Annotated in this window: 25 protein-coding genes, 1 tRNA gene and 1 pseudogene; 8 read left to right on the top strand and 19 right to left on the bottom strand. The window is 45.8% G+C overall.

The window, feature by feature from the left end; all coding sequences use genetic code 11:
- Positions 1-2: 2 nt before the first annotated feature.
- The 3 genes from QT990_RS02510 to QT990_RS02520 form a co-directional block, all read right to left on the bottom strand.
- Complete coding sequence (locus tag QT990_RS02510) at positions 3-236, bottom strand: hypothetical protein (RefSeq protein WP_333144255.1); 234 nt, start codon at positions 234-236, stop codon at positions 3-5.
- 303 nt (positions 237-539) lie between these two features.
- Positions 540-1,157, bottom strand: a complete 618-nt coding sequence (locus tag QT990_RS02515) for a Uma2 family endonuclease (RefSeq protein WP_333144254.1) — start codon at positions 1,155-1,157, stop codon at positions 540-542.
- A 143-nt stretch (positions 1,158-1,300) separates the two neighbouring features.
- Complete coding sequence (locus QT990_RS02520; protein ID WP_333144253.1) at positions 1,301-1,930, bottom strand: Uma2 family endonuclease; 630 nt, start codon at positions 1,928-1,930, stop codon at positions 1,301-1,303.
- A gap of 599 nt (positions 1,931-2,529) precedes the next feature.
- Here QT990_RS02520 and QT990_RS02525 point away from each other — a divergent pair.
- Together QT990_RS02525 and QT990_RS02530 are read left to right on the top strand one after the other, a co-directional pair.
- On the top strand, positions 2,530-2,712 hold the full coding sequence (locus QT990_RS02525) for a ribbon-helix-helix domain-containing protein (RefSeq protein WP_333144252.1): 183 nt from the start codon (positions 2,530-2,532) through the stop codon (positions 2,710-2,712).
- A 449-nt stretch (positions 2,713-3,161) separates the two neighbouring features.
- Positions 3,162-3,620 carry a hypothetical protein gene (locus QT990_RS02530; RefSeq protein ID WP_333144251.1) on the top strand — a complete coding sequence of 153 codons (459 nt, stop codon included), beginning with the start codon at positions 3,162-3,164 and terminating at the stop codon, positions 3,618-3,620.
- A gap of 395 nt (positions 3,621-4,015) precedes the next feature.
- Here QT990_RS02530 and QT990_RS02535 read toward each other — a convergent pair.
- The 3 genes and pseudogenes from QT990_RS02535 to QT990_RS02545 all read right to left on the bottom strand — a co-directional run.
- Positions 4,016-4,150, bottom strand: a pseudogene (locus QT990_RS02535) (Mo-dependent nitrogenase C-terminal domain-containing protein); the annotation flags it as partial.
- A 120-nt stretch (positions 4,151-4,270) separates the two neighbouring features.
- Positions 4,271-5,107, bottom strand: a complete 837-nt coding sequence (locus QT990_RS02540; RefSeq protein WP_333300832.1) for an SGNH/GDSL hydrolase family protein — start codon at positions 5,105-5,107, stop codon at positions 4,271-4,273.
- 700 nt (positions 5,108-5,807) lie between these two features.
- A complete protein-coding gene (locus QT990_RS02545) occupies positions 5,808-6,185 on the bottom strand; it encodes a Mo-dependent nitrogenase C-terminal domain-containing protein (protein WP_333144249.1) in 378 nt (125 codons plus the stop codon).
- Positions 6,186-6,654: 469 nt separating this feature from the next.
- Here QT990_RS02545 and QT990_RS02550 point away from each other — a divergent pair, with 469 nt between their 5' ends.
- Entirely contained in the window at positions 6,655-7,245 is a 591-nt protein-coding gene (locus QT990_RS02550; RefSeq protein WP_333408645.1) for a rhomboid family intramembrane serine protease, read from the top strand.
- Between the two features lie 254 nt (positions 7,246-7,499).
- On the opposite strand, the gene QT990_RS02555 is transcribed toward QT990_RS02550, so the two are convergent.
- Positions 7,500-10,388, bottom strand: a complete 2,889-nt coding sequence (locus tag QT990_RS02555; protein WP_445305431.1) for a PAS domain S-box protein — start codon at positions 10,386-10,388, stop codon at positions 7,500-7,502.
- A gap of 51 nt (positions 10,389-10,439) precedes the next feature.
- Here QT990_RS02555 and QT990_RS02560 point away from each other — a divergent pair, with 51 nt between their 5' ends.
- From QT990_RS02560 to QT990_RS02575, 4 genes are all read left to right on the top strand, one after another.
- Positions 10,440-10,679 carry a hypothetical protein gene (locus QT990_RS02560; protein WP_333144246.1) on the top strand — a complete coding sequence of 80 codons (240 nt, stop codon included), beginning with the start codon at positions 10,440-10,442 and terminating at the stop codon, positions 10,677-10,679.
- A 391-nt stretch (positions 10,680-11,070) separates the two neighbouring features.
- Entirely contained in the window at positions 11,071-11,454 is a 384-nt protein-coding gene (locus QT990_RS02565; RefSeq protein ID WP_333300828.1) for a hypothetical protein, read from the top strand.
- 230 nt (positions 11,455-11,684) lie between these two features.
- The gene (locus QT990_RS02570) at positions 11,685-11,873 is read left to right on the top strand and encodes a DUF2949 domain-containing protein (protein ID WP_333056627.1); all 189 of its coding nucleotides are present in this window, start codon (positions 11,685-11,687) and stop codon (positions 11,871-11,873) included.
- A gap of 150 nt (positions 11,874-12,023) precedes the next feature.
- Positions 12,024-13,190: an RNA-guided endonuclease TnpB family protein gene (locus tag QT990_RS02575; protein WP_333144244.1), complete on the top strand. Its 1,167-nt coding sequence runs from the start codon at positions 12,024-12,026 to the stop codon at positions 13,188-13,190.
- A gap of 350 nt (positions 13,191-13,540) precedes the next feature.
- Here QT990_RS02575 and QT990_RS02580 read toward each other — a convergent pair.
- The 5 genes from QT990_RS02580 to yqeK form a co-directional block, all read right to left on the bottom strand.
- A tRNA-Met gene (locus QT990_RS02580) sits at positions 13,541-13,617 on the bottom strand.
- A 120-nt stretch (positions 13,618-13,737) separates the two neighbouring features.
- The gene (locus QT990_RS02585) at positions 13,738-14,691 is read right to left on the bottom strand and encodes an asparaginase (RefSeq protein WP_333144243.1); all 954 of its coding nucleotides are present in this window, start codon (positions 14,689-14,691) and stop codon (positions 13,738-13,740) included.
- A 183-nt stretch (positions 14,692-14,874) separates the two neighbouring features.
- Positions 14,875-15,384 (bottom strand): CGLD27 family protein, encoded by a 510-nt coding sequence (locus tag QT990_RS02590; RefSeq protein WP_333321612.1) that lies wholly within the window; start codon positions 15,382-15,384, stop codon positions 14,875-14,877.
- Between the two features lie 2 nt (positions 15,385-15,386).
- Entirely contained in the window at positions 15,387-15,806 is a 420-nt protein-coding gene (rsfS, locus tag QT990_RS02595) for a ribosome silencing factor (protein ID WP_333464881.1), read from the bottom strand.
- Positions 15,807-15,943: 137 nt separating this feature from the next.
- Complete coding sequence (gene yqeK / locus QT990_RS02600; RefSeq protein ID WP_333308383.1) at positions 15,944-16,579, bottom strand: bis(5'-nucleosyl)-tetraphosphatase (symmetrical) YqeK; 636 nt, start codon at positions 16,577-16,579, stop codon at positions 15,944-15,946.
- 19 nt (positions 16,580-16,598) lie between these two features.
- Here yqeK and QT990_RS02605 point away from each other — a divergent pair, with 19 nt between their 5' ends.
- Positions 16,599-16,742, top strand: coding sequence for a hypothetical protein (locus QT990_RS02605; protein ID WP_333308385.1), 144 nt, complete (start codon positions 16,599-16,601; stop codon positions 16,740-16,742).
- Between the two features lie 215 nt (positions 16,743-16,957).
- Here QT990_RS02605 and QT990_RS02610 read toward each other — a convergent pair whose 3' ends face one another.
- The 7 genes from QT990_RS02610 to QT990_RS02640 form a co-directional block, all read right to left on the bottom strand.
- Positions 16,958-18,343: a restriction endonuclease subunit S gene (locus QT990_RS02610; protein WP_333464882.1), complete on the bottom strand. Its 1,386-nt coding sequence runs from the start codon at positions 18,341-18,343 to the stop codon at positions 16,958-16,960.
- Entirely contained in the window at positions 18,340-20,157 is a 1,818-nt protein-coding gene (locus QT990_RS02615) for a class I SAM-dependent DNA methyltransferase (protein ID WP_333308389.1), read from the bottom strand. The genes QT990_RS02610 and QT990_RS02615 overlap by 4 nt, the downstream gene beginning before the upstream one ends.
- A gap of 6 nt (positions 20,158-20,163) precedes the next feature.
- On the bottom strand, positions 20,164-22,536 hold the full coding sequence (gene hsdR, locus QT990_RS02620) for an EcoAI/FtnUII family type I restriction enzme subunit R (protein WP_333308391.1): 2,373 nt from the start codon (positions 22,534-22,536) through the stop codon (positions 20,164-20,166).
- A gap of 162 nt (positions 22,537-22,698) precedes the next feature.
- Positions 22,699-23,052, bottom strand: a complete 354-nt coding sequence (locus tag QT990_RS02625) for a XisI protein (protein WP_333464883.1) — start codon at positions 23,050-23,052, stop codon at positions 22,699-22,701.
- Positions 23,040-23,456 (bottom strand): XisH family protein, encoded by a 417-nt coding sequence (locus tag QT990_RS02630; protein WP_333464884.1) that lies wholly within the window; start codon positions 23,454-23,456, stop codon positions 23,040-23,042. The genes QT990_RS02625 and QT990_RS02630 overlap by 13 nt, the downstream gene beginning before the upstream one ends.
- A gap of 117 nt (positions 23,457-23,573) precedes the next feature.
- Positions 23,574-24,842, bottom strand: a complete 1,269-nt coding sequence (locus tag QT990_RS02635) for a glycosyltransferase family 4 protein (protein WP_333147321.1) — start codon at positions 24,840-24,842, stop codon at positions 23,574-23,576.
- 160 nt (positions 24,843-25,002) lie between these two features.
- Positions 25,003-25,440: an ATP-binding protein gene (locus QT990_RS02640; RefSeq protein ID WP_333147319.1), complete on the bottom strand. Its 438-nt coding sequence runs from the start codon at positions 25,438-25,440 to the stop codon at positions 25,003-25,005.
- Positions 25,441-25,699: the final 259 nt, after the last annotated feature.

Below are 25,699 nucleotides of genomic sequence, written 5' to 3' on the forward strand. Positions count from 1 at the left end.
AGCTATTCAGTTTTTACTGATGATGCTTTGACGACTAAAACTCCACCAACATAATGAACTTCGCACTCTTCATCCATATTTGCTGGTTTGCTGTTGCCAGTTTCCTCGCGTGGTGAAGATACTTCCTGCTTCCTCCGTTGCCATAACAAAAAATCAGCAAAGTTGAGGATTTCTTGCAGTTCGATTTCAGAGAAATTTTTCAGTTTGTCAACAATTTGTTCTTGAATAGGTATCACGGCTATTTTTTCCTTGCTTAACACTACCGCTAGATTCAGTTTATACTAATTCTCAAAACTCATGCAACAGTAGCTGTAGGGTGCGTCGCCACCTGCCAATCCTAAAAAAGAGCGACAATCTCCAAGCGACGCACCTTACCTGAAGCGTGAGCGTAAACAAACCAAAAACTCATAATTGTTGCAAGAGTTTGGAGAATTGGTATTAACACCAGGCATGAGCGATCGCCCTTTTCAAACCAAGTACGCGTGCGAAGCTATCCCGTTCGCGAAGCGTTCCCCGTAGGGTAGGGTAGGGAATCGCTCTCACTCCTCATTTTGACTATCTTCTTGCTCAACTTGCTCAAAACTCACTTTCTTATAAATAGCAGATAGAGGAACTTCTAGCTGAAAGGAATTAAACACTAATGCCGTATCTTCCTCATCATACTCGCTATACAACCATCTTTTATTCTCGGTCTTAGAATACTGCTCGATTTTGATTTTTGTTTGGTCAATCAGAATGTATTCTCGAAAAGAAGGAATAGTTTTGTAAAATGTAAACTTGTCAACTCGATCGTAGTTTTTAGTAGACTTTGATAAAACTTCCACAATAACTTGAGGGTTGGTAATCGTGTCTGTGCGATTGTTGCGGTACTCAGGTAGCCCAAAAATTACCATTACATCGGGATAAGTGTACAGTCGCACTTTTGGTATCCACAGACGCACGTCACCGATGAAGACATCATACTCTTGTTCTGGAAGAGCGAAATTTAAAGCAATGTAAACGTTTCCTGCGATCCGATTGTGATTCGTAGATCCGCCTGTCATAGGAATAATTTCGCCGTCGAGATATTCGCTTTTGTACTCTGCTGTTTCTTCCAGTGCTAAATATTGCTCTTCTGTGCAGTAACGTTGCTCGGTTGTTTGCAAAGTGCCTGTCATGTTGATGTTCTCCCGCAAGGATGTTGAACAAATATTTCTTTTGAGTACGCGCGTGCGAAGCTATCCCGTTCGCGAAGCGTTCCCGCAGGGTAGGGAATCGCTCACTTAAATGATAACCCGCATTTCCAAGAAAGCGATCGCCCTTATTCCTCCCCGCTTTCTTCTGGCTCATTTTCCGCCTCAAAATCCACCTTCTCATAGACATCAGCCAGCGCTACTTCAACTTGAAAGAAATTCAAAACTAGCGCCGCATCCTCCTCATCGTACTGACTATACGACCACCGCTTGTTTGCCAACTTACAATACTGTTCTACATAAACCTGAGATTGGTCAATCAGAATATACTCTTGAAATGTCGGCAGCGTTTGATAAAACTTAAACTTATCGCTGCGATCGTAAGCTTTCGTAGATTTCGATAAAACTTCCACAATCACTTGAGGATTCATCACCGTATCCTGGCGATTATTGAAATACTCAGGTGTCCCCGGAATTACCATCACATCGGGATAAGTATAAGTTCGCTTTTTCGGCAGCCACAGACGCACGTCGCCGAAAAACACTCTATAGTCCTGTTTTTTGAGGCCAAGACTTAATGCGATATAAATATTTCCAGCGATTTGATTGTGATTCGTAGTTCCACCTGTCATAGGAATAATTACTCCGTCGCGATATTCACTTTTATACTCTGCTGCTTCTTCCAGGGCTAGATATTCTTCGGGAGTGAAGTAGCGCTGTGCTGTTGGCTGTTCTGTTGCTTGTAGAATAGCTGTCACGGTTTTTTTCCCAACTCAATTGATATTTTGCGTCCAGTTTAACATTGCCCGAAAGTAGAGGCGGGCTCTCCTGCCCAACCCCTACACCCCACAACAAAAACCATTCTTTGGGGAACAGGCCGGAAAGCCTGTTTTTGATAAGATTCCAACATCTACGATCGCCCTCTTTCAACTAAGGGCGATCGCACGCTTATCAACTCGCAACCAAAATTAATCGATTGGATCGAAAACTAAGGTCAATCGAGCCGCGGGAAGCAGTTGTTGGAGAACTCGCAAATGACCCTCTGCATCTGACCAACTGCGAAAGCGACCGATAACGACCCTTTGTAGATTTGGAAGCAAACGAACCACGATCCACGGCTTGAGACGTTTCTCATACGGCATAATAGGTGTATCTCCTTGTTAATTGGAGCCATAGCCAGTCCTGAGCCCTCGGAAAGCATCGGACTGGCTTTTGACTGAGCCTTGATGGGATTAGAGGAATTGTAACATAATAAGCCCAAATATGTGTCAGTAGATTTTTAAGAATAGGGTAACAACACGATCGGGAGCGTAAGCTTGTACCATTAAGAGCGTTGGCAAACAAACAAACATTTACATTGAGCAAGCGCGTTCACGTTACCTTTCCTGATTACGTATATGAAGCTTTGGATCGATGGGCTGACAAGCAAGGCAGATCCACGGCTAACCTGATAGCCTTTCTCGTGGAAACGGCTTTATTGGAAGCCCAACAAAGGGGAGAAGTACCCTCTGGGCCTGAAGATCCCAAAAGCGACACGTAAACAGTTCCCTCGTGGGTTACGGGGGCGTGTCGCGCGATCGCACTTATCGAAATTGATGAAAACTAGCATCAGCGCCCGCAGTTGGCGCCCAATATTTAAAATCATTCTCTGCTTTGTCCTCGCGATCGCCTGTTAGTGCATAAGTCCTATCAGCAATCGAAAGTGCCAGTTATTTAATTGTCCGCCGGCTACTCAGTTGCAGGGAAACTCCCATAAAAATATCATTCTCAGTAACCAGCTTTCGACTATACATTCAATCCTATTGTGGGGCGGGCTTCTAGCCTGCCCCTAAAAGCTTATTGAGAATAGTGCCATCTCTCAGGGGAAACGGAAATTGCATCCCAGGATTTCCTCCTTGAGGCCAATTGTGAAAACTGTACTGTTCGCTCGCCCTCATCAATCCAACTTACCTAGATTAGACGCATCAACATATTTTAAAGGAATGACTTATGAACTTCACAGCAAGACTCACACAAACCAGCTTACTCGGTTTAATGCTATTTGCCAGCAATCCAGCGGCAACCTTAGCTTTAGGACAATCGAACACAAGCACTGCACCAACAGCGTCTCGCACTCAGTCTCCGATTGAAACCATACAAATAGCTAATGTATCCACTCCCCAAAAACAGGTTAGAGATTTTTGTGCTCGCAAAAGACAGACACTGGCAAACTATTTCGAGACCAGCAACTTTCGGATTTATCTGTGCTATAACCACGCCAATCAACTATATTACTACGGCGTTAAAAAGAGTAACGGCAGCACAATCGCCCTGCGTGCTCGTACTGAAGAGGGGACTGGTTACGTGGCCACAAATGGTGCCTACGATTACATCGTTACAGGAGCTAGCCTTAGTATTTATAACAAAGGCAAACGCATTCTCGAACAACGAGTGATTCGCTCCCTTTAGTATTTAAATGCGATCGGGCTTTAGAGCCCCGACTTTTTCAAAAAGCCGGGGCTCTAACAGAATATCTGGCTTGTCTGCTGAGGCAGACGAAAGTTTGTCTAATTTAACCTCGATCTCAAATGACCGGCGCTTCGCCACATTTGAGTTTGAGGTTAATATCGTTTCCGGTTGCATCGGAATAATAAAATCGAGTCAACAGTTAACACTCAACCATTCAGTTTTTCGACTCACAGTCAACAGTCAACAGTCAACAGTCAACAGTCAACAATAATTCCGGTGCAACCGGAATTGATATAACAGGTTTCAACCGCCGAATAATCTCAAAATAAAAAAAACCTCCCCAACAAGGAGAAGGGAGGGTGAAATGACAGTGAGAAACTTAAGTTTTTGCAGAATTAACAATAAGGAGTTACATCTTCGCCGCACTCGTCAGCCAAATAACACAAAGCTCGAAAGCGCAGCCCAACCACTTGCTCGTAAAGCGGATTTAACTTGCACAGTGGCGGAATGGATAATAAAGTGCGATCGCCCACGAGAGAAATTTCTACAATATCAGATGAGCCAATCTTGCTCTCATGCAAAAAATCATGTCAACCTCTACTCCAAGGGAGCATCCCGGTCTTGTGGCGCCCGTCGAGCCTTAAAATGGTTTACCGAAGCGTCCCCAATCCAGATTTAATCATCCCGCTCTCCTGCACAATTGCGGATGCTGCTTCCCCCAAAATTTTGTGTGCGGCAGTCGTCGGATGAATGCCGTCCCAAAACAAAAATCGATCGGGACTACCACAAACACCTCCACCCGATAAACACGCACTCGTCACATTAGTCAAGCCATATTTAGCCGGGTTTGCGATCGCTTCCCGATAAAGCGCATTAGCATCCAGAGTCGCAATCTTTAAGTCAGAATGCTGTTGACTTAATACCTTAACTGTTCGCCTCAAACCCTGATTGTGTGCTTGTGTTAATGCAGTCAGCCTTGCAGAATTAGCGCCTGTTCGCGTCGCCGGTAACTGCCCCAAATCTGGTAAATTTGCCAGCAGGATATTTTTGGCACCCACATCAGCAAGAGACGCGATCGCCCTCCCCACATTTTCAACGGGAACATTCGCATTATTTACCCCCTGCAAATAGTCATTTGCACCCGCCCACAGTACATACAGCGCATGAGGATTTGCCTGTTTTTGGGATTTAGTCCATGACTGAACTTGAGCTAACACACCAGGGACAAGGCTATTGCGATCGCTCCCCGTTGTTGCACCTCCATAGGCTAAATTAGTGACTCGTTCAGGCGGCAACTTTAGGCGATCGGCAAGATACTCTACCCAAACTTTACCATTCGAGTAACGCCCTTGAAAGTAAGTCGAACGAGGCGGATATTGACCCCCGCTCGATCGAAACACCATTCCCATATCCGAAAGGCTGTCCCCAAATACATATAGTTCATTGACAGCCTCAGAACTTTGAGCTGATAGGATGAGTGCAACCATAAAAGATAAAAGCGCAATAATTACGGCAAAAAACGTTTTTTTCAACACTTTGTATTAGTTATATTCTTGAAATATTTGATAAATTGTACCCGGTAATTACCGAGTTCGTGATTTTGACATTTAGTGTTAGTTATATTCTTGAAATCGCTTAAATATTTGCCCAAATTACTAATATATCAATTTTGTAAAAAATGTGGGGAGTAAACCTGAACTTTAATTGTGGGTTGCCCCACTCCACTGCTCAACCTACATAGATTGGTGATGTCCTTGACCAAGAATTTCAAAGGTGGTACCCGCCACGTGATTTATCCGTGGAACCAATCCAAAATCGAAAATCGAAAATCCTCAAGCCCCCGCATTTATCCCTGGGGTCGCCTCTAAAATCTAAAATCTAAAATCTAAAATCGATTGACACTTTTCTAATGGTATCTAGCTCATAGCGCTGTGGCGGGGGCAGAACCGTACATCTTTTGGGAGATTACCCAATAAAGTTACGCAAGAGGCGAACCACCAAAACCTCCCAAACAACTACCCTTGAGGTAAATATCAATAAAAAAAGAAGGGATTTAAAGCTGATTTACTCGACGATCAAGAAATTGAGCGCACTTTTTATCCCGGAAAGCCTGCACAAAACAAAAACCCTCCCCAACAAGGAGAAGGGAGGGTGAAAAGACAGTGAAAAATTTAAGTTTTTGCAGAATTAACAATAAGGAGTTACATCTTCGCCACACTCGTCCGCCAAATAACACAAAGCTCGAAAGCGCAGCCCAACCACTTGCTCGTAAAGCGGATTTAACTTGCACAGCGGCGGAATGGATAATAAAGTGCGATCGCCAATTTTGACTTCTCGCTCAAACGGACACTGGCTGGGAATAAACTTACACAGCAACCGAGCCAACTTTTGACTTTTAATTGCAGTGTTATCAAGCCATTGTTTTAGCGGATGCAAGGGGTCAAAGTGTGGATTTTGACCGTAAGGTTGAGAAATTGTAGCGACATTAACGGCGGTTTCTTGTTTGCCAAATCCTACCCAATGTGGCAGAGTTCGGTAGGAGACTGTATGCTCAAATACGTTCATTTTGCTCTCTTCCTCTTTTATAACGAGGTGCCAAGAACTCTCTGTAGAGCTTGTGCGATATTATCTACAATCAGTATCTACAGCATCTCGTTTTGCTTTACCGGATTGAACTTCTTAAATTTATGACTTAGGGCGAGAAAAGTAGTTCCTGATTTTTTAAAAGACGGTGTGCGCTCTAAAAAGTGTCCTCATTTCAAGCCCAACAATTGATTGATAGGGTAAAAATTCTGTCTTCTACGTTTTAGCTTCAACCTTCGGTTGACTCTCCTTTTGTAGTTCAATTACAATTGTGACGCATCCAGGTGAATTATCCTATACGTGAAAATGCGGAACTTTTAATAAAACTTATAATATTTCTAAATAAGCTCTGCTGCAAAAAACCCTGAAACCTTGACCCAACTATCTTTGCTCGCGATCGCTCAGAAACTCATACAATGAGAAATAATCGGTATCACCGCCCTCACCACCCATGAGCAACCCAGAAACCAAAGCTATCACCCGCGAATTGCAAAGCCACGCCGCCATTCTCGGCGGCTTCGTCTCCCTCCTCTGGATTATCGAAATTGTCGATGTATTCCTGTTCCGAGGCAGGCTGAATGCCTACGGAGTCCGCCCCCGCAGCCTCGACGGACTTCAAGGCATCCTGTTGATGCCTTTTCTGCATGGCAGTTTTGCTCACTTAGCCGCCAATACCCTCCCTTTTGTGACATTGGGTTGGTTGATAATGCTGCGAGAAATTAGCGACTTTTTTATTGTGAGTGCCGTCACTGTGCTAGTCAGCGGATTCGGAGTTTGGCTGACTGGCGCGCCCTATTCCGTTCACATTGGTGCCAGCGGATTAATCTTTGGTTACTTCGGCTTCTTGCTGCTACGGGGCTATTTTGAACGCAGCTTTACATCTATTTTGGTATCTTTAATTGTCGGTTTCTTCTACGGCAGTTTAATTTGGGGAGTTTTGCCCTCGCAGCCGGGAGTTTCCTGGCAAGCGCATTTCTTTGGCTTTGTCGGCGGCGTATTAACAGCTCAACTTTTGGGGCGGCAGAAACGGCGAATTAACTAGAATAAGACTGAGGCTGCATCCTATCATCACCTTGGTTTATTGCTCATAAATTATCTAAAAGCGTAGGTTTTTTGTCAATAAACCTGGTTTCTTGTGTAAGATCAAATCCACTCTTCATCGGAATAGTAAATTCGAGTTCAGTGTTCACGGCGTTAACAGTTGACTGTTCACGGCGTCAACAGTCAACAGTCAACAGTCAACATCATTCCGGTGTTACCGGAAATGATATAACACTTGCCTCCCGGATAGCAAGACTAACTGCTGACCAATAATTCAACGCGGGCCGGCAAGCACACAGTAAAAACCGAACCGCAACCTAACTCGCTTTCAACCTGCATATCACCACCCATCATCACGCAAAAGTGACGGCTAATAGTCAATCCCAAACCCGTGCCGCCATACTTGCGGGTAGTTGATGCGTCGCCCTGCATAAATGCTTGAAATAAATGCTGCAATTGTTCGGGGGGAATCCCAATGCCCGTATCAGCTACGCGAAAAATTATTGAGTCGGAAGGTTCTGCTATTTCTTGAGTGGTTAAGCTGTCATGTTTAACTCTTTCAATGCAGAGAGTAATAGTGCCATGTTCCGTAAATTTGGCTGCATTGCTCAGCAGGTTGAGCAATATTTGACGAGTTTTGGTAATGTCCGCATACATCATTCCCAAGTCCTCAGCACAATCAACTTCAAACTTATTAGAATTTTTATCTACCAAGGGTTTGACAGTAGAAACTACCTCGTCAATTAAATTAACCGGGTTGAAAGTTTCTAAGTAAAGTTCCATCCGCCCCGCTTCAATCTTAGAAATATCTAGAATGTCGCTAATTAAAGATAGCAAGTGTTTCCCCGCTGTTTGAATTTTTTGCAAGTCGGGGATAAAATCTTCGCAGCCTAAATCCTCGGCGTCTTCTTTGAGCATATCGCTGTAACCAATAATCGCGTTGAGGGGAGTTCGCAATTCGTGGCTCATATTAGCTAAAAAGGCGCTTTTGGCTTGGTTTGCAGCTTGAGCAGTTTGAGCGACTTTTTGGAATTCTTCTGCTAATTTTCGCTGGGTAATATCTTCAGCAATACCGACGATGCGGTAAATTTCTCCGGTTTGGCTGCGGACTGGAAAAGCCCGATCGCGCACCCAGCAAACTGAACCGTCCGAGCGCACTACCCGATACTCCTCATCATAATCGCCCCGCACCTGTTTCTCAAAAGCAGCCTTGACGCGATCGACATCCTCCGGGTGAATAGCATCCCAAAAAGCCTCCGCTTCTGACTGCAAACTCTGACAGCTCACATTCCATATTTTCTCGCAAGCCGGACTCACATAAACTAGCTGCTTTTGATTGGGTTCTCTAATCCAAAATACCTCATGAATATTTTCTGCCAACTGGCGAAACCGCTCCTCGCTGGCCCGCAACTTCTCCACAGCACTGTGAAATTCAGTCACATCCTGAATCAGCGATGCCACTCCGATGATGCTGCCGTCAGCATCAACCAAAGTCGTATTGTACCACTCGCACAGAATTATTTTGCCGTCTTTTCTGATGTTCTCGTTAAGGCTGGTAACTCCTCCTGTATTAGTCAGCAAAGTTATAGATAGTTGCCTGACATACTCCTTAGCACTTTCAGGAACTATGAGATCGACTCCGTGGCATCCCATTGCTTCCAAGCGGTTGTATCCAAAAATTCTTTCCGCTGACAAATTCCATTCCGCTACTTCAAAGTTTAGATTCCATTCAATCGCTCCCAAAGGAGTTTGGTGAAGATGGAGAGCCAGTTTTTGCTGCGAGTTTTTCAGAGAAATAATTAATTCATTTTTGTCGGCGATCGCAGATTGTACCCGATCTTCGAGAGTAGTAAACGACTCTTCCAATTGAGCGGCCATCATATTAAAAGAGCGAGCCAGGACACCCACCTCATCCTCCCGGTTTACAGACGCCATCAACCGGGAATCTACCACCATCCCGTCCCATTCTCCCCGGGACAAAGCCTCCGCAGCCTTGCTCAGACGCCGAATCGGTACAACAATCCACCTAGAAGTCAGAGCGCCAATCGCCGTTGCCAGCACCAAAGCACCCAGACACATCACCACAGTATACCGAGTGTTGGCATGAATCCTTTCCATAAAATCGGCTTCAGGAACCGTCACCACAATCAACCAGTCGAGGCCCCTGCTGTCTAAAAGCGGCGTCACCTGTAGAAATTGCCGTTGACCGTCGATCGTAAAATCTAACTGGCGAGATCTGTCAATTTTGTGCAAATCCCCGAAGTGTTCTGTCAAATAGCGGGCGGTCGATCGAATGAGAACATTCTTGCTGCTCGTTGCCACAATCCGTTTCGCAACACCATTGCTAACAATAAATGGCGGTTCCCTAGTAGAATTTGCCACCAATTGCCCAGACCTTTCTACAATAAAAGTCTGTCCTGATTTCCCAATTTTTAGAGTTTCCAAGAATTGATTGAGCTTGGCAAGGGCCAAGTCAGAACCCAGGATGCCAATCAGTTTACCATCATCGCCATAAACTGGTTGAGCAGCCGTAATCGCTAGTTTTGGAGCGTCAAAAAAATTATAGATTTTACTCCAAGTCGGTTTGCCTGCGCGCACCGGAGCTATGTACCAAGGTCGGACACGGGGGTCGTAGTTGAGAGTAGTTTTTAATAGCTTGGTTGGTTCCTCGAACTCGGACAGCGCGTAGCTATGCAAATTATAGCCAGTAGATGGATTAGAAATCTGAACTTGCAACTTGCCGTCGTCGAGGCGTTCAACTCCAATAAAATCTTTTTCTTCGGATGCGAATTGAATGTAGCTAATTTTATCAAAAATTTTGATTTGTTTGTAGAAGTAGCGTTGCAAACTCTCACTATCCTGCAGGTTCACAATGCCGAGACGGATGGCATCGAGATTGAGCTGATTGATTTGGTGTGGCGTTTCAATATAACTATTAATATGTTGCTGGATACGCGATGTGACTTCTGTCCGCAGTTGTGCGGCCACATCGTTGACGGCTATGCGCCCGTTCCGCAGCGACAGCCACCCCGTCAACCCTACCGCCGCGAAAGTCTGGAGGGCAAAAGGCACAACAAGGACGATGCGAATTGGCACTTTGCCTGACATTTTTAAAATTTGGTCGGTCAAATATCTGATTGGCATGATGAAGCAGAAATATTACGAACCCCGAACATTTCGGTAAAGTACAGCCTGATGAGCGCCGGTTTTGAAGTTGAGATGGTTTTAGTAGGCCAAGTGCTGTTAAGAGTTCGGAATTGGTCGCTGGCAACTGAATTTTTAACGACTGCCACCGCCATCTTAGCGCGATCGTCCGCTTTGAGAACAGGGGCAATCGAGATGAATGCGTATCAATCCTGGACTCACTCTACACGCTCATACTATTATAGATTTGAGATTCCAGAATTAAAGAATTCAGAAAGACTGGTTCTGTAAGGGTTTAGAATTTGCCGGCCGTTGCATTTTTTTTTGAACAGGTATCTCAAACCAGGTTTTTTTAGCGTTTTGGCGGTCTGCAACGAACTATTTTCGTGAAAAACAACCGATGGATCGCCGCCCGTGCGTCCAGCACTAACTATTTTTCCACTCCTGACGCGCGCTAATCAAACCAATCGAGTTTTTGGTTGACTCGTGCCTGAAATGACGTATTTTGGCGTTTCAACCCGGTGGCTGCGTCAGTTTTATTTTTCCGATAACGGTATCCAAAGTTATAAGTTTTCACAGCAACTGCAATTGATATCTCCACAAGCAGCTACTTTTGATAGAGTACAACTTAATTGCGACTGGGTACAATCAGCATAGTAGGATGCAACTAGCGGAGGCATGGATGATGAACGCAGTTATTGCTACTCTTGGCACTGCTCTCGGACTGAGCTCAATTTTTATCGGTTTGACGCCGGCGGTTCTCGCGCAACAAAGACTGCAACCAGCGCCCCAATATTCGGAAACGACTTTATCAGGCGACTCGTTGAGGACTGTGGAGGACAGAACCTTAGACTCGGACTACCAAAACTTGATTAGTGAACCAGAAACGGCGGCTAATTCTGCTAGAAGGGAAAGAAGCTTGGGCGACACATTTCGCCTCAAAATCGAGGGCCCATTGGAATTTATTACTACTCCTTCGGACGCCCAGCGTCAAGGAAATCCTTTACCTCCAAAACAAACCGACAGCGGTACAGAAGCGGGAGTTCAGCTTCTGCTAGGACTTTAGCAATTTTAAATGAATTCATTTGAAGCGAGCGATCGCGGAACCCTATTTTTGATTCTCCCAGTTCTTGTGACTGGGATCGCTTTTTTATCTGAGTTTTATCACAAGTTTTGTGCGGTTTCCATCACACTGGGTTCTTTTTTGTGAACCTAAGATTAGACCAATTAAACTTCCGATACAGACTGATTAGCTACATATCTTTACAATAGCGCATAAAACAGGCGGTGAAGGTGATGAGAAAGGCTCAACTGATCGATTATTTGCGGGGAGAGTTGGCAATATCGAATTCTGCGATCGCCGTTGCTCTCCGACACGGTGAACAAGATGCCAGCGAACTGCCGATGGTTCTGTGGCAGTACGGGTTAGTAACACTGGAACAATTAAACCTGATTTTTGATTGGATGGAAGCTCAGCCAACTTAGCAATTTAACTAATGCGAATGGGAAGTCCCGCGCTCTACCGAAGGTGAGCGTCGGGATGAAAATGAGTCAGAAAATAAATTGAGCGACAGCGAATCAATATCGTTTTTGTGCGCGTATGATATTTTTACCGGTATTCTGCACTCCTGATAAATGTATAAAGCTTACAAGTACAGAATTTATCCCACAGATGAGCAAGATGTCTTGCTGGCAAAGTCTTTTGGCTGTGCGAGATGGTTCTGGAATTATGCTTTGAATCTGTGTCAAGAAACTTACAAGAATACCGGGAAAGGACTATCGAGAGCATACATACAAGGTTTGCTCCCTGCACTCAAGAAAGAATACGAATGGTTGAAAGAACCCTATTCTCAATGCTTGCAGGTCGTTGCATTGAATTTATCTACTGCCTACAAAAACTTCTTTGACAAGAGGGCGATGCCACCCAAATTCAAAGCCAAGCACGACAGGCAGTCGATCAGTTATCCTCAAAATGTCAAATTTGACGGTGACTATATTAATTTACCTAAAATTGGTTTAGTTTTCTGTCGGCGGCACCGTGATTTCGAGGGCGACATCAAGACCGTTACCGTGTCTCGTAACCCAGACGGCAAACACTTTATTTCTGTTTTGACTGACGACGGGAAAGAAAAGCCTGAATCCGTCCCAGCAGGTAAAGCTATTGGCATTGATGTCGGGTTGACTCATTTTGCGATTACCAGTGATGGTTCTAAGTTTGGCAATCCCAAGCATTTTGTTAAACGTCAGCGGAACCTAAAACGTAAGCAGCAAAAGCTTTCTCGCAAAAAGAAAGGCAGTCAAAACAGGAAAAAGGCAAGACGGGCGGTGGCAAAAGTTCACTCCAAGATTGCCCGATGCCGGGAAGATTTTCTACAAAAGCTATCCCGCAAGATAGTTAACGAAAACCAAGTTATTGCAGTGGAAAATCTCAACATCAAAGGCATGGTAAAGAATCATAATCTAGCCAAAGCTATTAGTGATGCTGGCTGGGGTATGTTTTGTACCATGCTCAAGTACAAGTCCCAGAGCGAAGGAAAGCAATATGTCGAAATCGATAGATGGTTTCCGAGTTCTAAAACTTGCCATGTATGTCTAAATCGAGTTGAGAATCTCACTCTTGATATTAGAGCATGGAGTTGTCAGCATTGTGGTACTCACCACGATCGTGACGTAAACGCGGCAACCAATATTAGAAATGAAGCCTTGCGGATTTTGGCGTTAGGAACTAGCGCTTCTGCCTGTGGAGGGGATGTAAGTCGATCTGGTAAAACTTCGGTTTTGTGGGACGCCCCGCCCCGTTGAATCAGGAAGCCAGCGCTGTACCACTTAAGTGGTCAGCGTCTGGTAGTTCACAATCCTGATTTAAAAAATAGGGATATCGGATTGCAATTTTTTAACAAATAAAGCTTGCACAAACGGTCGTCGGAAAGTATAGGGTTCAGTGTTTAGGTTAAGGGTGGGTCTTATTTTGTCCCAATTAGAAAAATACAAATATACAGTAGGGACACAACACTGTTGTGTCCTCATTTTTGTTGCCGACTAAAATAAACTGTTTTCAATCTGTCGAAGAGGCGATCGCAGACGGCATCAAACAGACGGCATAAAACAAACCCCAGCAACTTTTAGGATGCCGGGGCTTGTCTTATTTAAGTTGGTGGCGGGAAGTGGATTTGAACCACTGACCTTCGGGTTATGAGCCCGACGAGCTACCAGGCTGCTCTATCCCGCGTCGCTTTTTGTCTCTTTACTAATATAAACATATCTTTCTGAAAATTGCAACCCCTCCATCAAAAAAACTTTTTAGATTGTGGGAGGGGTTGCTGAAATCGGCGAGCGAGTCTCGATCGCCCTAAAGCATCGAAACTTCCCCGATTACCTCCAATCGCTTGAATTCGCTCAGAGTGAGGTAAGTTTCCGCCAGAGTTTCGGCGATCGTCGGAGTAATCCACCCCAACTGCTTGAGCAAGTGAATCGCCACAGCAAATTGAGCACGCTTTCCTCCATCCGTCACCTTAATTGCCAAGCCCATGCCTTCGCCCACGCGGCCAATGCACTGCACCCCTTCGGCGCCGGACTTGCTCACCAATTCCCCTTGAGTCAAGCGCATCAGTTCCGTGTCAAATTTGCCCTCACCGGCAACCATCATCGGGTGATGAGTCATAGCGCGGACAATCCGCTCCATATCCACATTGTTGCCGGAGGCTAACTGAGCGTACAAAGACGCCATTTGCCCCAACTGCAACAGATAGGTAGGAGCGCCGCAGTCGTCGCGAGCGCTGATAAACTCTTCGGCAGGCATTGCCAGCAAGTCAGCCACTTTGCCCAAAATAAGCTGCTGGACAGGATGTTTGCGGCGTAAATAAGTGTCCAGAGGCCAGTGCAGTTGCTGACAGACAGCCAGCATTCCGGCGTGTTTCCCGGAGCAATTGTATTGCAGGGCGCTCTTTTTGCCTTCGGGAATGGGGCATTGAAGTTTAGAGGGGTCAATGTCGCAGCGCCACAGGACGTTAAATACCTGGCGCGATTGCTCGATCGTACCTTGATGGGAACTGCAAATAATCGCTAAATCTCGATCGGTCAATTCGTAGCGTTCTAAAGTGCCAGTCCCCGTCACCGCCAAAGCTTGAAAAGGCTTGAGTGAAGAACGGACAAATGAGGCCGTTTCCGAGTTACCAGCAACAGACAGAACGCGCCCGCGGTTGTCGCAGACAGCGGCCTGGGCGCGGTGCCTCGATTCCACAATACCTTCGCGCAGCAGTGTGACTTCCAGTTCGGGAGCTTGGGTTCGTTTTCCCCTTGTCATATCAATTTTAGATTTTAGATTTTAGATTTTAGATTGAGGCCGGTGGAAGTTTTGAGTTGCGAGCTGCCAGTTACGAGTTATAAAGTTAATCTTTCTGCGATCGTTTCTGACTCATGCACGGGAGTGTGCCGGCGTTGGCTGTGGGCGGCAATCTCAAAACTCAAAACTCCCTTCCCTTCCCGATTACAAACAACTCCAAGTTAGTCCCCCGGCAACCAGCAACACTGTCAAACCATAAAATGTCTGCCGCAGACGCCTGAGAATTGGTTCTAGTTGGTAGTTGACAATCAACTGGTCTTGAAGCAAAACTTCGGGAGTTTTAGGCCAAGATTGACAATCGTACCAGCCAGACTCTTCGTAGACGACCGTGGGATTTGAAAGGCGCGATCGCACGTAGAACCAACCCAAGTAGAGCCGCAGCAAAGCTAATCCTAGAATAAAACTGGCACCTGCGGCACCGCTGAGGACAAACTGAGCTGGATACTTGACAGGAGCAAAGCTAGAAGCAGCTATCGGCACCGATACCAAGCAACTCCAAGCCCACACCCAAGCTAGTTTTGCCAGGTATCCGGGCCAATTGAGTGTTACCCAGCTAAAAAACCAGGATTCTTTAAGTTCTTGGTATTCATTGATCGGCCGCTGTTCTTGCGGAACGGGACAAATAGAAGCTGAAACGTTTTTCACATTAGCCATCCTCACGGCGTGGGGGAAAAGTCAATGCGTTCGGCGTGTCCCCAGAACGCTTCTAAATTGTAGAACTCCCGCTCTTGAGGCTTCAAAATGTGAATGATCGCGTCGCCGTAGTCCATGACGACCCAACTAGCGTCTGATAGGCCTTGTGTACGCAGTGGCAAGCGTTGCCACTCTTCTTCCACTTGGTCTGCTATCGCTTGCGAGATGGCTCGTACCTGCACGTTGGAAAATCCGGTGATGATCGCAAAGTAGTCTGCCAAAAAGCATACTTCAGACACCCGGAGCAATACAATATCTACTGCTTTGCGGTCATCGGCTGCTTGGGCAACGGTCATGATCAGGCCACGAGCTTCGTCTGAGGAGGTGCCGTCGGTTGTTGTAGACTGGGCCCTGGAGTATTCGAGTTGAGTTAGATCTGACATTAAGTGTTTAATTTCCTAATTGATACGGTAAGGGGGAATCGGTGCGTTTTCGCGATCGGTTGTTGGCAGTTTGAGACGGGAAATAGGAGTTAGGTTGAAGCCAAAAGTAAGGACAGGATTGCTGATAAATTTTACTTTTAACTTGTGATTTGTTCGATCGACTTCTCCGTCGAATTTCCTGTTTCCGGCGATTCGCGGGCCATTTGCAGCGCCCAATTCCGCGTAAGTACGGTGCGGGGGTGGATGTAGCAGCGAGTTTCTAGCAAATATTTAAGAGAATAATCGCTAGTTTGCCACACGGCTGCATAAAGATTTTGCAAGCTTGCCTCGCGCAGTGCTTCTAGTTGGGCTGTGTTGCCGCGGCTTGGCTCTATGGTATCTGCTATGAATACGGTACAACTGAGCTGGCTCATGTTTGGTCTGCCGAGGGTGTGATTGGCGATTGCGTCCAAAATTTCTCGATCGACCACCCCGAATTCGTCTCTGGCGACGATCGCGCTTGCGTCTGCGTGCAGCAAATGCGGGTGTGCTTCCAATACTGAGTCTAACTCTAAACCTTCCTTCTGGGCCATTTGCAGCAGCAGTTGAGGTTTGAAGTATTTTGCCAAATCGTGCAACAAACCGGCCGATCGGGCTTTTGCTTCGTCGAGACCGTAATGGCGAGCCAAGTCACCTGCTACCTGTTCGACTCCGAGGATGTGTTTGATGCGGGCAGCAGGAACGCGCTCAGAGAGCCAAGCTAGGACGTTTTCGCGCGCGGGTGCAAGTGTCAAATATTAACTCCAAAATTGTATGAGCTACTATTTTAGCGTTTTGTTTCGATCGGCTGCTTGTATGGGTTATTTGGTGCTTGGGGAAGTGCCGAGGCCGGCGATATTGGTAGGTACTGCGGTGCTGTTGTTCGGGGTTGCGATCGGCTCTTTTGAAGCAAAATAGTTAAGTAGGTAGACTATCGATCGACAACAACCGAAATTTAGTTAATTTGGTTGAATTATGAGAAGGCCCAACTCATGCAGCAGTGGTGGTAGATACTGAGGCGTTTATATCGGATTAGGCTAATTTGATATTAATGCTGTTGAATCTGCCTTTTATTGAAGTAATTGGATCTGCAAGGGGCGATCGTATCAATAAACCTTCACTGCTAGCTAGTTTCACAGTTCCCCCTTAAATGCTTTGTCGAGGATAGATGGCAGCAGGGCATCCAGTTCGGCAGCAGTTTCGGTTTGCAGACGCTTGAGGGAGTTTACTTTTGATTGCAGGTTGTTGAGGTAGGCGACGATGCGACGTTGTTCGGAAAGGGGGGGGAGAGCAATTGGTAAAGCTTTTAATTGAGTAGCATTAACGTTAGCTTGACCAGTCATTTGTTTGCGTTCGCTAAACATATAGGTACGTCCAGCGGGGGAATTGATGTATGCAGCAACCAGTCTGGGATCGGCTCGTTCAAGATCAAGACGCAGACGAATAATGTAAGAAGCAAAAGCATATTCACCTTCAATATCAAAAACAGCGCATTTTCCGACAAGTTCAGCACTATTCGTCCTATTTACTAAAATATCACCTTTTTTAAGTAATAACTTTTGGCGTTCCTTTTCGGCTAAATGAAAATATTTTAAATCGCGTAAGTCTAAGCAGCCATTTTGAATGTTCCCCATTCTTAGAATAGGCGTTCCGGATTCATCCTCAGTTGTTCTCTCAGAAGTGCCATAGCAATCATCTAAGACATAATCTCCGAGCCTTCCTCCCGTCCAGCCCTCTTTTGCCCCCTTCAAAAAAAGATTAGAAATGGTTGTTTTAAGTAGACCATCAGCCTCCTCAGCACTCTGCCGCCGCAACCCCCGCGCCTCCTCTACCTTAGCTGCTAGTTCCTCTATCCGTGCGATAGCAGGGGCAATATGCTGAAGATGCAATGGCAGCTTAATTTCACGATAATTTTTTCTGAGTCTCACGGCTTCAAGAAACGCGGCTACTTCTTTTTGTTCGCTAAGGGGAACTGCAGGAAGTCTAAAGTTTTCAATTTGCCGTTTTGTAAGAGCTTGTCGAGTTGCGCCTTTCTGAATCGTATTAATTTCTTCTTGAGTAGCACTGTCATTGAGCCAGTACATCAAAAAGCGAGAGTCTAAAAGCTCTTTAATTGGACGTATAATACAGACGTGCTGGCTGACATTTGCAGGACATTGTTTTTCTGGAGCACAGCAAGAACGACCTATTGAGGCTCCAGTAATATTTAAGTAAACGTCACCAGGTAAAACACACGTTCCTGACATTGCTTCTTTTATTTCAGGAGGAATTCTTGCCAAATTTTCCTCGTTAAACTCATAGTGGCGAACGTTGAGGCTTCTTATAAACGGTATCCCATCAGAAACATAAATAGCTTTCCCTCCTTTAGGTGTAGATCCACTCCCTATTTTGGTACAAAATTTAAAGAGTTGATGGCTAAGACCATAATGCTGCGTAAGTGCTTGGAAGACGAAAGACTGTGCTGCCAAAATCACTGCATTTTTAAGTGCTCGTTCCTTAGATGCACTCAACTGTTTCATTTTAAACCTCTCTGTAACTCTTTACGAACTTCTGCAAGCAACTCCAAAATCCGCTGTTCTTTGACCCAGATATCGGCAACTAATTGCTCTGGCGGTAAATGCTCAAAATCATCTAGAACCTTAGGGTTTTTCTTGTCTAGGTTGAAAATAGCCCAGTAAATTGCATCACCCTTAGCCTGAAAATCCTTAGAAATTTGGCGCTGCTGCTGTTCCTCTTGTCGCGTTTCGGCTTGCTTGTCCTTAAGTAGTTTAATTTGTACTTTCTGAGCTTTAATGTGGTCAGGTGGAGCAAAGTCAAGAATAGAGGCGTTGAGCGTTTGGATTTGCCCGTCTAACTCCTTGACTTTTTTGGCGCACTGGTTGGCGATCGTCTCAGATTCTCTAGCAGCATCCCAATGGGGCTGCGCTTCAGTCTTGGCTTTGTCGTAAGTTTCCCTAAAGTTGTACTTCCAGGCGCGATCGCTTTCTTGGCGATTGTTCCACCACCCTAAGCACTCGTTAAACTCATCATCTTGAATTGGTTTGGTTTTGCTGTAATTCTTGCGACCGTCTGCGAGAGTTAACTCATAATACCAAATGTCTTCTGTCGTCCCTGAAGCATCAAAAAATAACAAATTGGTTGGGATGCCCGTATAAGGTGCAAAGACTCCATTTGGTAATCTAACAATCGTGTGCAGGTTAAAATCAGTTAGCAACCTTTCCTTAACTTTGGCACAAATCCCATCCCCGAATAGAGTACCGTTTGGGACTACGATTCCCGCCCGTCCCGATTTCTGTTTTTGCTTAAGCAAGCGCATAATTAACTGAATGAACAGCAGAGTCGTCTCCGATGTCTGCAATTCCGGGGGGAAATTCTTTTTAATTGTCTCCTCTTCTTCACCACCAAAGGGCGGATTAGTCAGGATGATATCAACTTGGTCTTTAACCCCAATCTGGTTGATAGCTCTGGCTAAACTATTTTTTCGCTCAACGTCTGGATACTCAACGCCGTGCAATAGTAAATTCATTTGAGCCAGCATAAATGGCAAGGGCTTGGCTTCAATTCCAGATAAAGTTGATTGCAGAATCTCCCAATCTTTAGGTTGACATTGTGCCTTGAGATGTTCGTAAGCTTCCACCAAAAACCCAGCCGTGCCACAAGCCGGGTCATGGATGGTTTCACCCAGTTGCGGGTTAAGCACTTTCACCATAAACCGCACTACGGGGCGGGGTGTGTAAAACTCGCCGGAATCGCCCGCAGCGTCCCGCATCTCCTTGAGCATCGACTCGTAGAGGTTGCTGAGGATGTTCACTTCTTCTGAGTTATCGAAGTGAATATCATTAACCTTGTTGACCACATCTCGCAGCAATGCACCACTAATCATGCGGTTGGTGACATCGTTAAAAACTTGGCGAATAACATCTTTGCGATCGCGCCCCGTCGCGCTTTGAAGACTCCGCAAATAAGCGAACAAACCAGGGCTTTTTGTCCCGTCCCGCAGCGTTACCTCATCATTGTTAATGAATTTGAGCAAATCATCGCCGCTCATCCCTTCATCATCAGCAGCCCAATCTCGCCAGCGGTAAGGCGATTCAATCAGCGGTTTGTACTTATCAACTTTTCCCTCTAAAAAGGCTTCTTCTTCTCTGACTTTTTCGGCATCATCTAATAGTTTAAGAAAAAGAATCCAAGTAAATTGGGGCAAACGGTCTAACTCCCCATTCATTCCCTTATCTTTCCGCATGATATCTCGTGCAGACTTAATCACGCTCCCCAGACGTTGAGCAGTGGTAACGGGTTTACTGTCACCGTTTGTTTTTGTGCGTTTGACCATGAATAATTAAGCTGTGTATAACAAAGTTTGTAACTGCTCGACTGCCTGCTTCAATTTATCTGCCCCCCCAAATTTAGCGGCAATTTCCCGCACATTGCCATACTTCTCAACCGCTTTCACCTTCAGAGATGCTGGCATTACCAACTGCTGCGGCCCACCTTGAGCGTAACCGTCAAGCAAAATTTCCAGGATTGCCTTAGCATCAGCGCTGTATTGGTCAAAAAAGTCTTTTTTCTGACGTTTTAGCCGTTCTGCTCGTTGCTGGCAAGTCATCACCGGGGCATTAAACGCAATGTGACACAGTAAATCAAAGGGGTCTGCGTCGGGCTGATTGGTAACGGTTTTCAAGTCCTCAAAGTCAATGCCTCGGTCTGCTAACTGGTCAATAATCTGCGATCGCTCCTCTGGATTTACCCACCGCTGCTGAATTTCCAGGGCAGATCGGTAGAGGATACGGACTTGTTCTTTGGTATAGTCTACCAGCTTGAAGGAACGAAGCCGATTACCGTTGGGGTCGAGTTCATAAACTACTTCGCCGATGACTTCGCACTGACCCCCATCAAAGTAGTATTTGCGTGGTGGTCTATCGTCATCATCAGGCACACCAGTAAAGCCGCGAGGGGCATCACCTTCAAGAGATTCAACTTCATCCACTTCGGGTTCTATGACTTGCTGGCTACCTTCAATTGTTTGCCCTTGATCATTCATTGCTTCGGTTTCAATCAAAGCGGGTTCGCCGTCAAAGCCTGGATCGGCAAACAAGCGGGTGCTATGGGTGTAGTCAAGGATGTTGAAGAACAGTTTGCCATTGTCCTCATCTACACGGGTGCCGCGCCCAACGACCTGTTTAAAGTCAGTCATCGATCGAATGACGCGCGCCAGGACAACGTTTTTGCAGGTGGGAATGTCTACACCAGTTGTCAGTAGCCGGGAAGTCACTGCGATCGCAGGTGTCTGGGTGAGTACGTCTTTAAATTTGTAGAGTTGCGATTTCCCCGTATCCCCAGCGGCGGAAGTGACGCGGCAAACGTAATCAGGATATTGCTTCGTCAAGTCAGCGTTGAGGTTGTTAAGCGTTGCCACCATTTCCAAAACGTGCTCTTCATCCACACAAAACACAATTGTTTTGCCAAAACGGTCAGTTTTCTTAAGGAAGTCTGTAATGTGTCGCGCGATCGCCCCTGTCCTGACTTTAAGAGAAACGGCCCGCTCAAAATCTCCCGTCTGGTACTCTTCATCTGGAATAGCACGCCCGTAGCGGTCAATGTCGTCAGGGTTAGGTCGCCACCCCAAAGCATCGTAACTGGTACTTACACGATGCACCCGATAAGGTGCTAAAAATCCATCTTCAATACCTTGGGCTAAGGAGTATGTATAAAGTGGATTGCTGAAATATTGGTAAGTATCAACATTGTCATCGCGTAAGGGTGTAGCAGTTAGCCCTAACTGGTAAGCCGGTTGGAAATATTCAAGAATTTCTCGCCAGTTGCTATCATCCCGCGCACTGCCCCGGTGACACTCATCAACCACAATAAAATCAAAGAAACCTGAGCTATATTCTCGATACAAACCAGGGTGATTTTTATCTTTAGCAATTGCCTGGTAAATAGCAAAATAAATTTCGCGGCTTTTGACGGCTTCCCCTTGGATTTTATGAATAATATCCTCTGGAAAAGCCGAGAAGTCTTTGAGCATCGGGTCATCTACTAGAATATTCCGGTCTGCTAAAAATAGAATCCTGGGTTTGCGGTGTTCGTCGGTTGCATTCCAGCCAAGATTCCACAACATTTGGCAGATTTGAAATGCAACAGTAGTTTTGCCCGTTCCAGTGGCGAGGGTTAGCAGCAAGCGTTTTTGGCGGCTGAGGATAGCTTTGAGGGCTCGGTGAATGGCGGTGCGCTGGTAATAACGAGGGATTTTCCCACCCGTAAAATCAAAGGGTGTCAGCAGTTCCTCTGCTACTTCATCGCTCAATCCCTCGAATTGTTTCAACCTTACCCATAACTCATTAGGACTGGGAAATGAGTCCATTTGAGTAATTAACCCAGTCGTATAGTCAAATTCATAAATGCTTTGCCCATTCGTCGAATAAGCAAACTTTAGTCCTAAAAGTTCGGCGTAATCTTTAGCTTGTTGAAGCCCGTCTTGAGCGTGTTTATATTTACGTTTGGCTTCAACAACAGCTAGAGGGAAGTCGCGAGTGTAACACAGAAGATAATCGGCAAATTTCCGTTTGCGACGGCGGACTTTTCCTCCTGTAGTCAAAATTCGCCCTGCATCAATATAGTATTGTTCTGTCAAAAAGTGAGGTTGTGTATCCCATTCTTGAAGTTTTGGCAGAACATATTTGCGACAAGTATCAGCTTCATTAGGGCCCATAGCCTTTACACTCAATTTGAATTAGGACAAGGTATCCCGCTCTCATTAATGCTGAGCATTATTATCCCACCTCGACTGCATTAAAGCATGACTATTTAACATCTCTTAACTACCCTCATTTGCCAGGGGGAGTGAAATGAGGCTATAAATTTTTGTCTTTCATCAAACTGTGGCAAATTCTGTCAAAGGTCTTTTGCTAGGATGATGAAACCCCAAAACAATATCGCCCTTAGAAATTCCTGCTGCTAGTAAATCATCAACTACGCACAAATCCGTCCAATCTTCTTCCACCCAAATTTTACCATCTTTAATCCGAAGATACATCGTAATATGGCGGAGCCGTTTTTTGCCATCCCAGCCCGAATGAAACCATAGATAGTGATCTCGTTCTTCGTCAAATGCTAGACGATGCTCTGGCTCTAATTCATCTAGTGCGATCGCCCCTTTGACGGTCATTTCATAATATCCAGTCAATATTTGTTTAATTGTAGTGCGATAGTATTCTAATTTATCCATTGCAGAATTTCCTCCTTTGCCATTTCAACTACCATTAACAAAACCTGATTTTCATTAGTAATTACTTGGATAGACTTGCGTTTAAAAAAATCTTGGTATACGATATCATCAATTGCCAAATAGAGCCTGTATTCTGGAGCCGTGAGTTGAATCAGATTTCGGTAGACAATGTATTGACCGAGTGCGCCGTGAAAATCATACATTAGCGATCGCCCAATAAAGCTCTTAATTTCAACAACTATTTTTTGTCCTTGGCGTTCTGCGGCGATCGGCTTTTCTGCTGCTATATCGGCATACAACTCCGCATCCTCATATTTGATGAAGTACGGGTCAGCCGTAATTATCCAACCATCTTTTAGCAGGGCATTTTTAACTGCATTGTGATAGGTGTCTTTGGCAGGCATTGTAAAAACAGTTAAATATTACTCGCTCTTTAAATACAGTAAATACATTATAACTCTTAAGAGTCGGTTTCACCAAGAAACAAATAACGGTCGGTACTTACTAACCTAATGAGCTTATTATTTCGGCAAAGGCTGCAACAGCTTATCACCATGACTTGCTGCAACCGCCGCAAATAAAGCTTCATAATGATTCAAAGCTTCCTCAAATCCGTAATTCTCTACAGCATAACTTCTGCCTTGCTCGCCCAACGCATCCACCTTAGCAGGGTGCAAGTACAAATCCTCAACAGCCTCCGCCAAAGCCTCCGGATCTTCCGGCGCTACCACCACCCCGCCACCGCTTTGCTGCACAGCTTTGTGGGCAGTACCGGTTTCGGGAACCGACGCCAAAATTGCCCTGCCGCTGGCGAGAATTACTTGAATTTTTGAAGGCATATTGAAGTTAGTAACGCGGCGCTTTTGTACAACTAAACTAACATCAGCAGCAGCTAACAATTCTGGCAATTTTTCTCGCGGTTCAAATGGTAGCAGCATTACATTATTAGCTTTGTAAGTTTCGCAATCTTGTTGCAAGCGCGCCAAGGCTGTTGATTCCCCCACAATTACAAAAGCGATTTCGGGTATGTGTTTCAAACGAGCCGCTGCTTGGACAACTGTTTGCAAGCCTTGAGTTAGGGCAATGTTGCCAGCATAAAGAACGACAAATTTGCCATTAAGTTTGTGAGTTTCTCGAAATGAGTTATTTTCCTTGGGTAAAGGGCGAATGAAATTAACATCAACCCAATTGGGAACGCAAACTATTTTTTCGGGGGGTACTCCTTGAGAGTGCAATTTGGTGACAAAACCGCTGTCGATGACGCTAACTTGGCTGGCTGTGCAGTATGCCAATTTTTCCAAAGCGTCAGCAATGCGAACTAGCAGTCCGTTTTTTTTGACCAAGCCGACGCGCACGGCTGCTTCTGAGACGATATCCTGAACGTTGAGGACGATCGGGCAAGCGCGAATCCAGCCGTAAAAGGCGACTGGGACGCAAATCGGTAAAGGGGGCATTGTCGAGAAAATCACGTCGGGACGCCAGCCTCTGAAGGCTTGGACGGCGCTGGAGACAACAAAACTGCCGTCTAGCACAAGTCGGTCTAGGAGGCTGGGGTGGGGGCCGTTGACGCGCAGATAGCTGCGCTGAATTGTGACGCCGTTGTGTTCTTCGGTAAGGTAAAATTGGCCCTCATATGGCGGATAAATCCGGCGCTGGGGATAGTTGGGCATTCCTGTGACGACTCGGACTTGGTGCCCGCGCTTGACTAGGCCTTGCGCTAGTTCTGTCATCAGGGGGGCAATGCCGATCGGCTCTGGATAATAGTTATAGGAATAAATTAGAATACGCATAATATTTATTTTGAAGCAAATTGTCCTGCAGCCGCTTGCATCGAGCCTGCACCCGCAGAATTGCAGAGGATGTGGTTGGGTTCCGGGTAGGACAATAAGGGGCGAGGGATCTTTCACTGCTTGGGAAAGAAGCCGCCCTTACCGGGCGGGTATCGCGCCCTCAGCTAATGTTTTTTCGCATTACCAGGCAGTTGCGGCGATCGTCGGTACGGATATACCGAAGCTCGTCTGTGAGCTTGTACATGAACACCAGTCCCCTTTCTCCGTCTCTGTCCAAAGGATCGCGCTGCTCTTGCATGATCGAGTGCAGCTTTGCTTCTAAGTTGAAGGGTTGACCCCTGTCCCAAATCCTAATTTCTAAGTAATCGGCAAACACTTTTACCTCAATGTCTATGGGCGTCGTGGGGGGCAAGTTCTGGTGAGCGTGGCGGACAGCGTTTGTAAAGCCTTCGTTGATTATCAGCCGACACTGCCACCAGAAATCCGCTGGTATCATTGGCAAAACGATATTCTCCAACCATTCCAAAACGGATGTTAAAGCATTCAGGTCTGTTTCAACCTGCAGGTGCCACTCGGCCTTTGGTTGCTTGTCTTTCATCTTTCTTCCCCCAGGTCGGCCCCCACCACCGCTGTACTCAGCGCCGGAGGGAGAGAAAAAGGAGGGCAAGGTCTTGGCAACATATTAGTTAAGTCAAGCTTGAGTTGAAGAAGCCCGTTTTGCCTCAAGGTGAGCATTCCTTTCGCACCATTTACTCGCACAGCAAATGAGAGACTTCCGATACTGTAAGCCGCCTCGGTAGGGCGTTTAAATAGGGAAAATTTCCGAGTCAGCTTGCGAGGCAGTGATTTAAGCTTCG

Origin of the sequence: Microcoleus sp. T3_B1, assembly GCF_036700445.1 — a bacterium.
In the GTDB taxonomy this organism is placed as follows: Bacteria; Cyanobacteriota; Cyanobacteriia; order Cyanobacteriales; family Microcoleaceae; genus Microcoleus.

Coding starts and splice junctions, on each gene's coding strand:
- hsdR (WP_333308391.1), bottom strand. CDS start 22,536: ATGGGCCCTAATGAAGCTGATACTTGTCGCAAATATGTTCTGCCAAAA.
- QT990_RS02610 (WP_333464882.1), bottom strand. CDS start 18,343: ATGAAACAGTTGAGTGCATCTAAGGAACGAGCACTTAAAAATGCAGTG.
- QT990_RS02570 (WP_333056627.1), top strand. CDS start 11,685: ATGAGAAAGGCTCAACTGATCGATTATTTGCGGGGAGAGTTGGCAATA.
- QT990_RS02605 (WP_333308385.1), top strand. CDS start 16,599: ATGAGCTACTATTTTAGCGTTTTGTTTCGATCGGCTGCTTGTATGGGT.
- QT990_RS02635 (WP_333147321.1), bottom strand. CDS start 24,842: ATGCGTATTCTAATTTATTCCTATAACTATTATCCAGAGCCGATCGGC.
- QT990_RS02640 (WP_333147319.1), bottom strand. CDS start 25,440: ATGAAAGACAAGCAACCAAAGGCCGAGTGGCACCTGCAGGTTGAAACA.
- QT990_RS02590 (WP_333321612.1), bottom strand. CDS start 15,384: ATGGCTAATGTGAAAAACGTTTCAGCTTCTATTTGTCCCGTTCCGCAA.
- QT990_RS02625 (WP_333464883.1), bottom strand. CDS start 23,052: ATGGATAAATTAGAATACTATCGCACTACAATTAAACAAATATTGACT.
- QT990_RS02555 (WP_445305431.1), bottom strand. CDS start 10,388: ATGCCAATCAGATATTTGACCGACCAAATTTTAAAAATGTCAGGCAAA.
- QT990_RS02545 (WP_333144249.1), bottom strand. CDS start 6,185: ATGAACGTATTTGAGCATACAGTCTCCTACCGAACTCTGCCACATTGG.
- rsfS (WP_333464881.1), bottom strand. CDS start 15,806: ATGTCAGATCTAACTCAACTCGAATACTCCAGGGCCCAGTCTACAACA.
- QT990_RS02560 (WP_333144246.1), top strand. CDS start 10,440: ATGAGCGCCGGTTTTGAAGTTGAGATGGTTTTAGTAGGCCAAGTGCTG.
- QT990_RS02540 (WP_333300832.1), bottom strand. CDS start 5,107: ATGGTTGCACTCATCCTATCAGCTCAAAGTTCTGAGGCTGTCAATGAA.
- QT990_RS02565 (WP_333300828.1), top strand. CDS start 11,071: ATGATGAACGCAGTTATTGCTACTCTTGGCACTGCTCTCGGACTGAGC.
- QT990_RS02585 (WP_333144243.1), bottom strand. CDS start 14,691: ATGACAAGGGGAAAACGAACCCAAGCTCCCGAACTGGAAGTCACACTG.
- QT990_RS02515 (WP_333144254.1), bottom strand. CDS start 1,157: ATGACAGGCACTTTGCAAACAACCGAGCAACGTTACTGCACAGAAGAG.
- QT990_RS02615 (WP_333308389.1), bottom strand. CDS start 20,157: ATGGTCAAACGCACAAAAACAAACGGTGACAGTAAACCCGTTACCACT.
- QT990_RS02630 (WP_333464884.1), bottom strand. CDS start 23,456: ATGCCTGCCAAAGACACCTATCACAATGCAGTTAAAAATGCCCTGCTA.
- QT990_RS02550 (WP_333408645.1), top strand. CDS start 6,655: ATGAGCAACCCAGAAACCAAAGCTATCACCCGCGAATTGCAAAGCCAC.
- QT990_RS02530 (WP_333144251.1), top strand. CDS start 3,162: ATGAACTTCACAGCAAGACTCACACAAACCAGCTTACTCGGTTTAATG.
- QT990_RS02575 (WP_333144244.1), top strand. CDS start 12,024: ATGTATAAAGCTTACAAGTACAGAATTTATCCCACAGATGAGCAAGAT.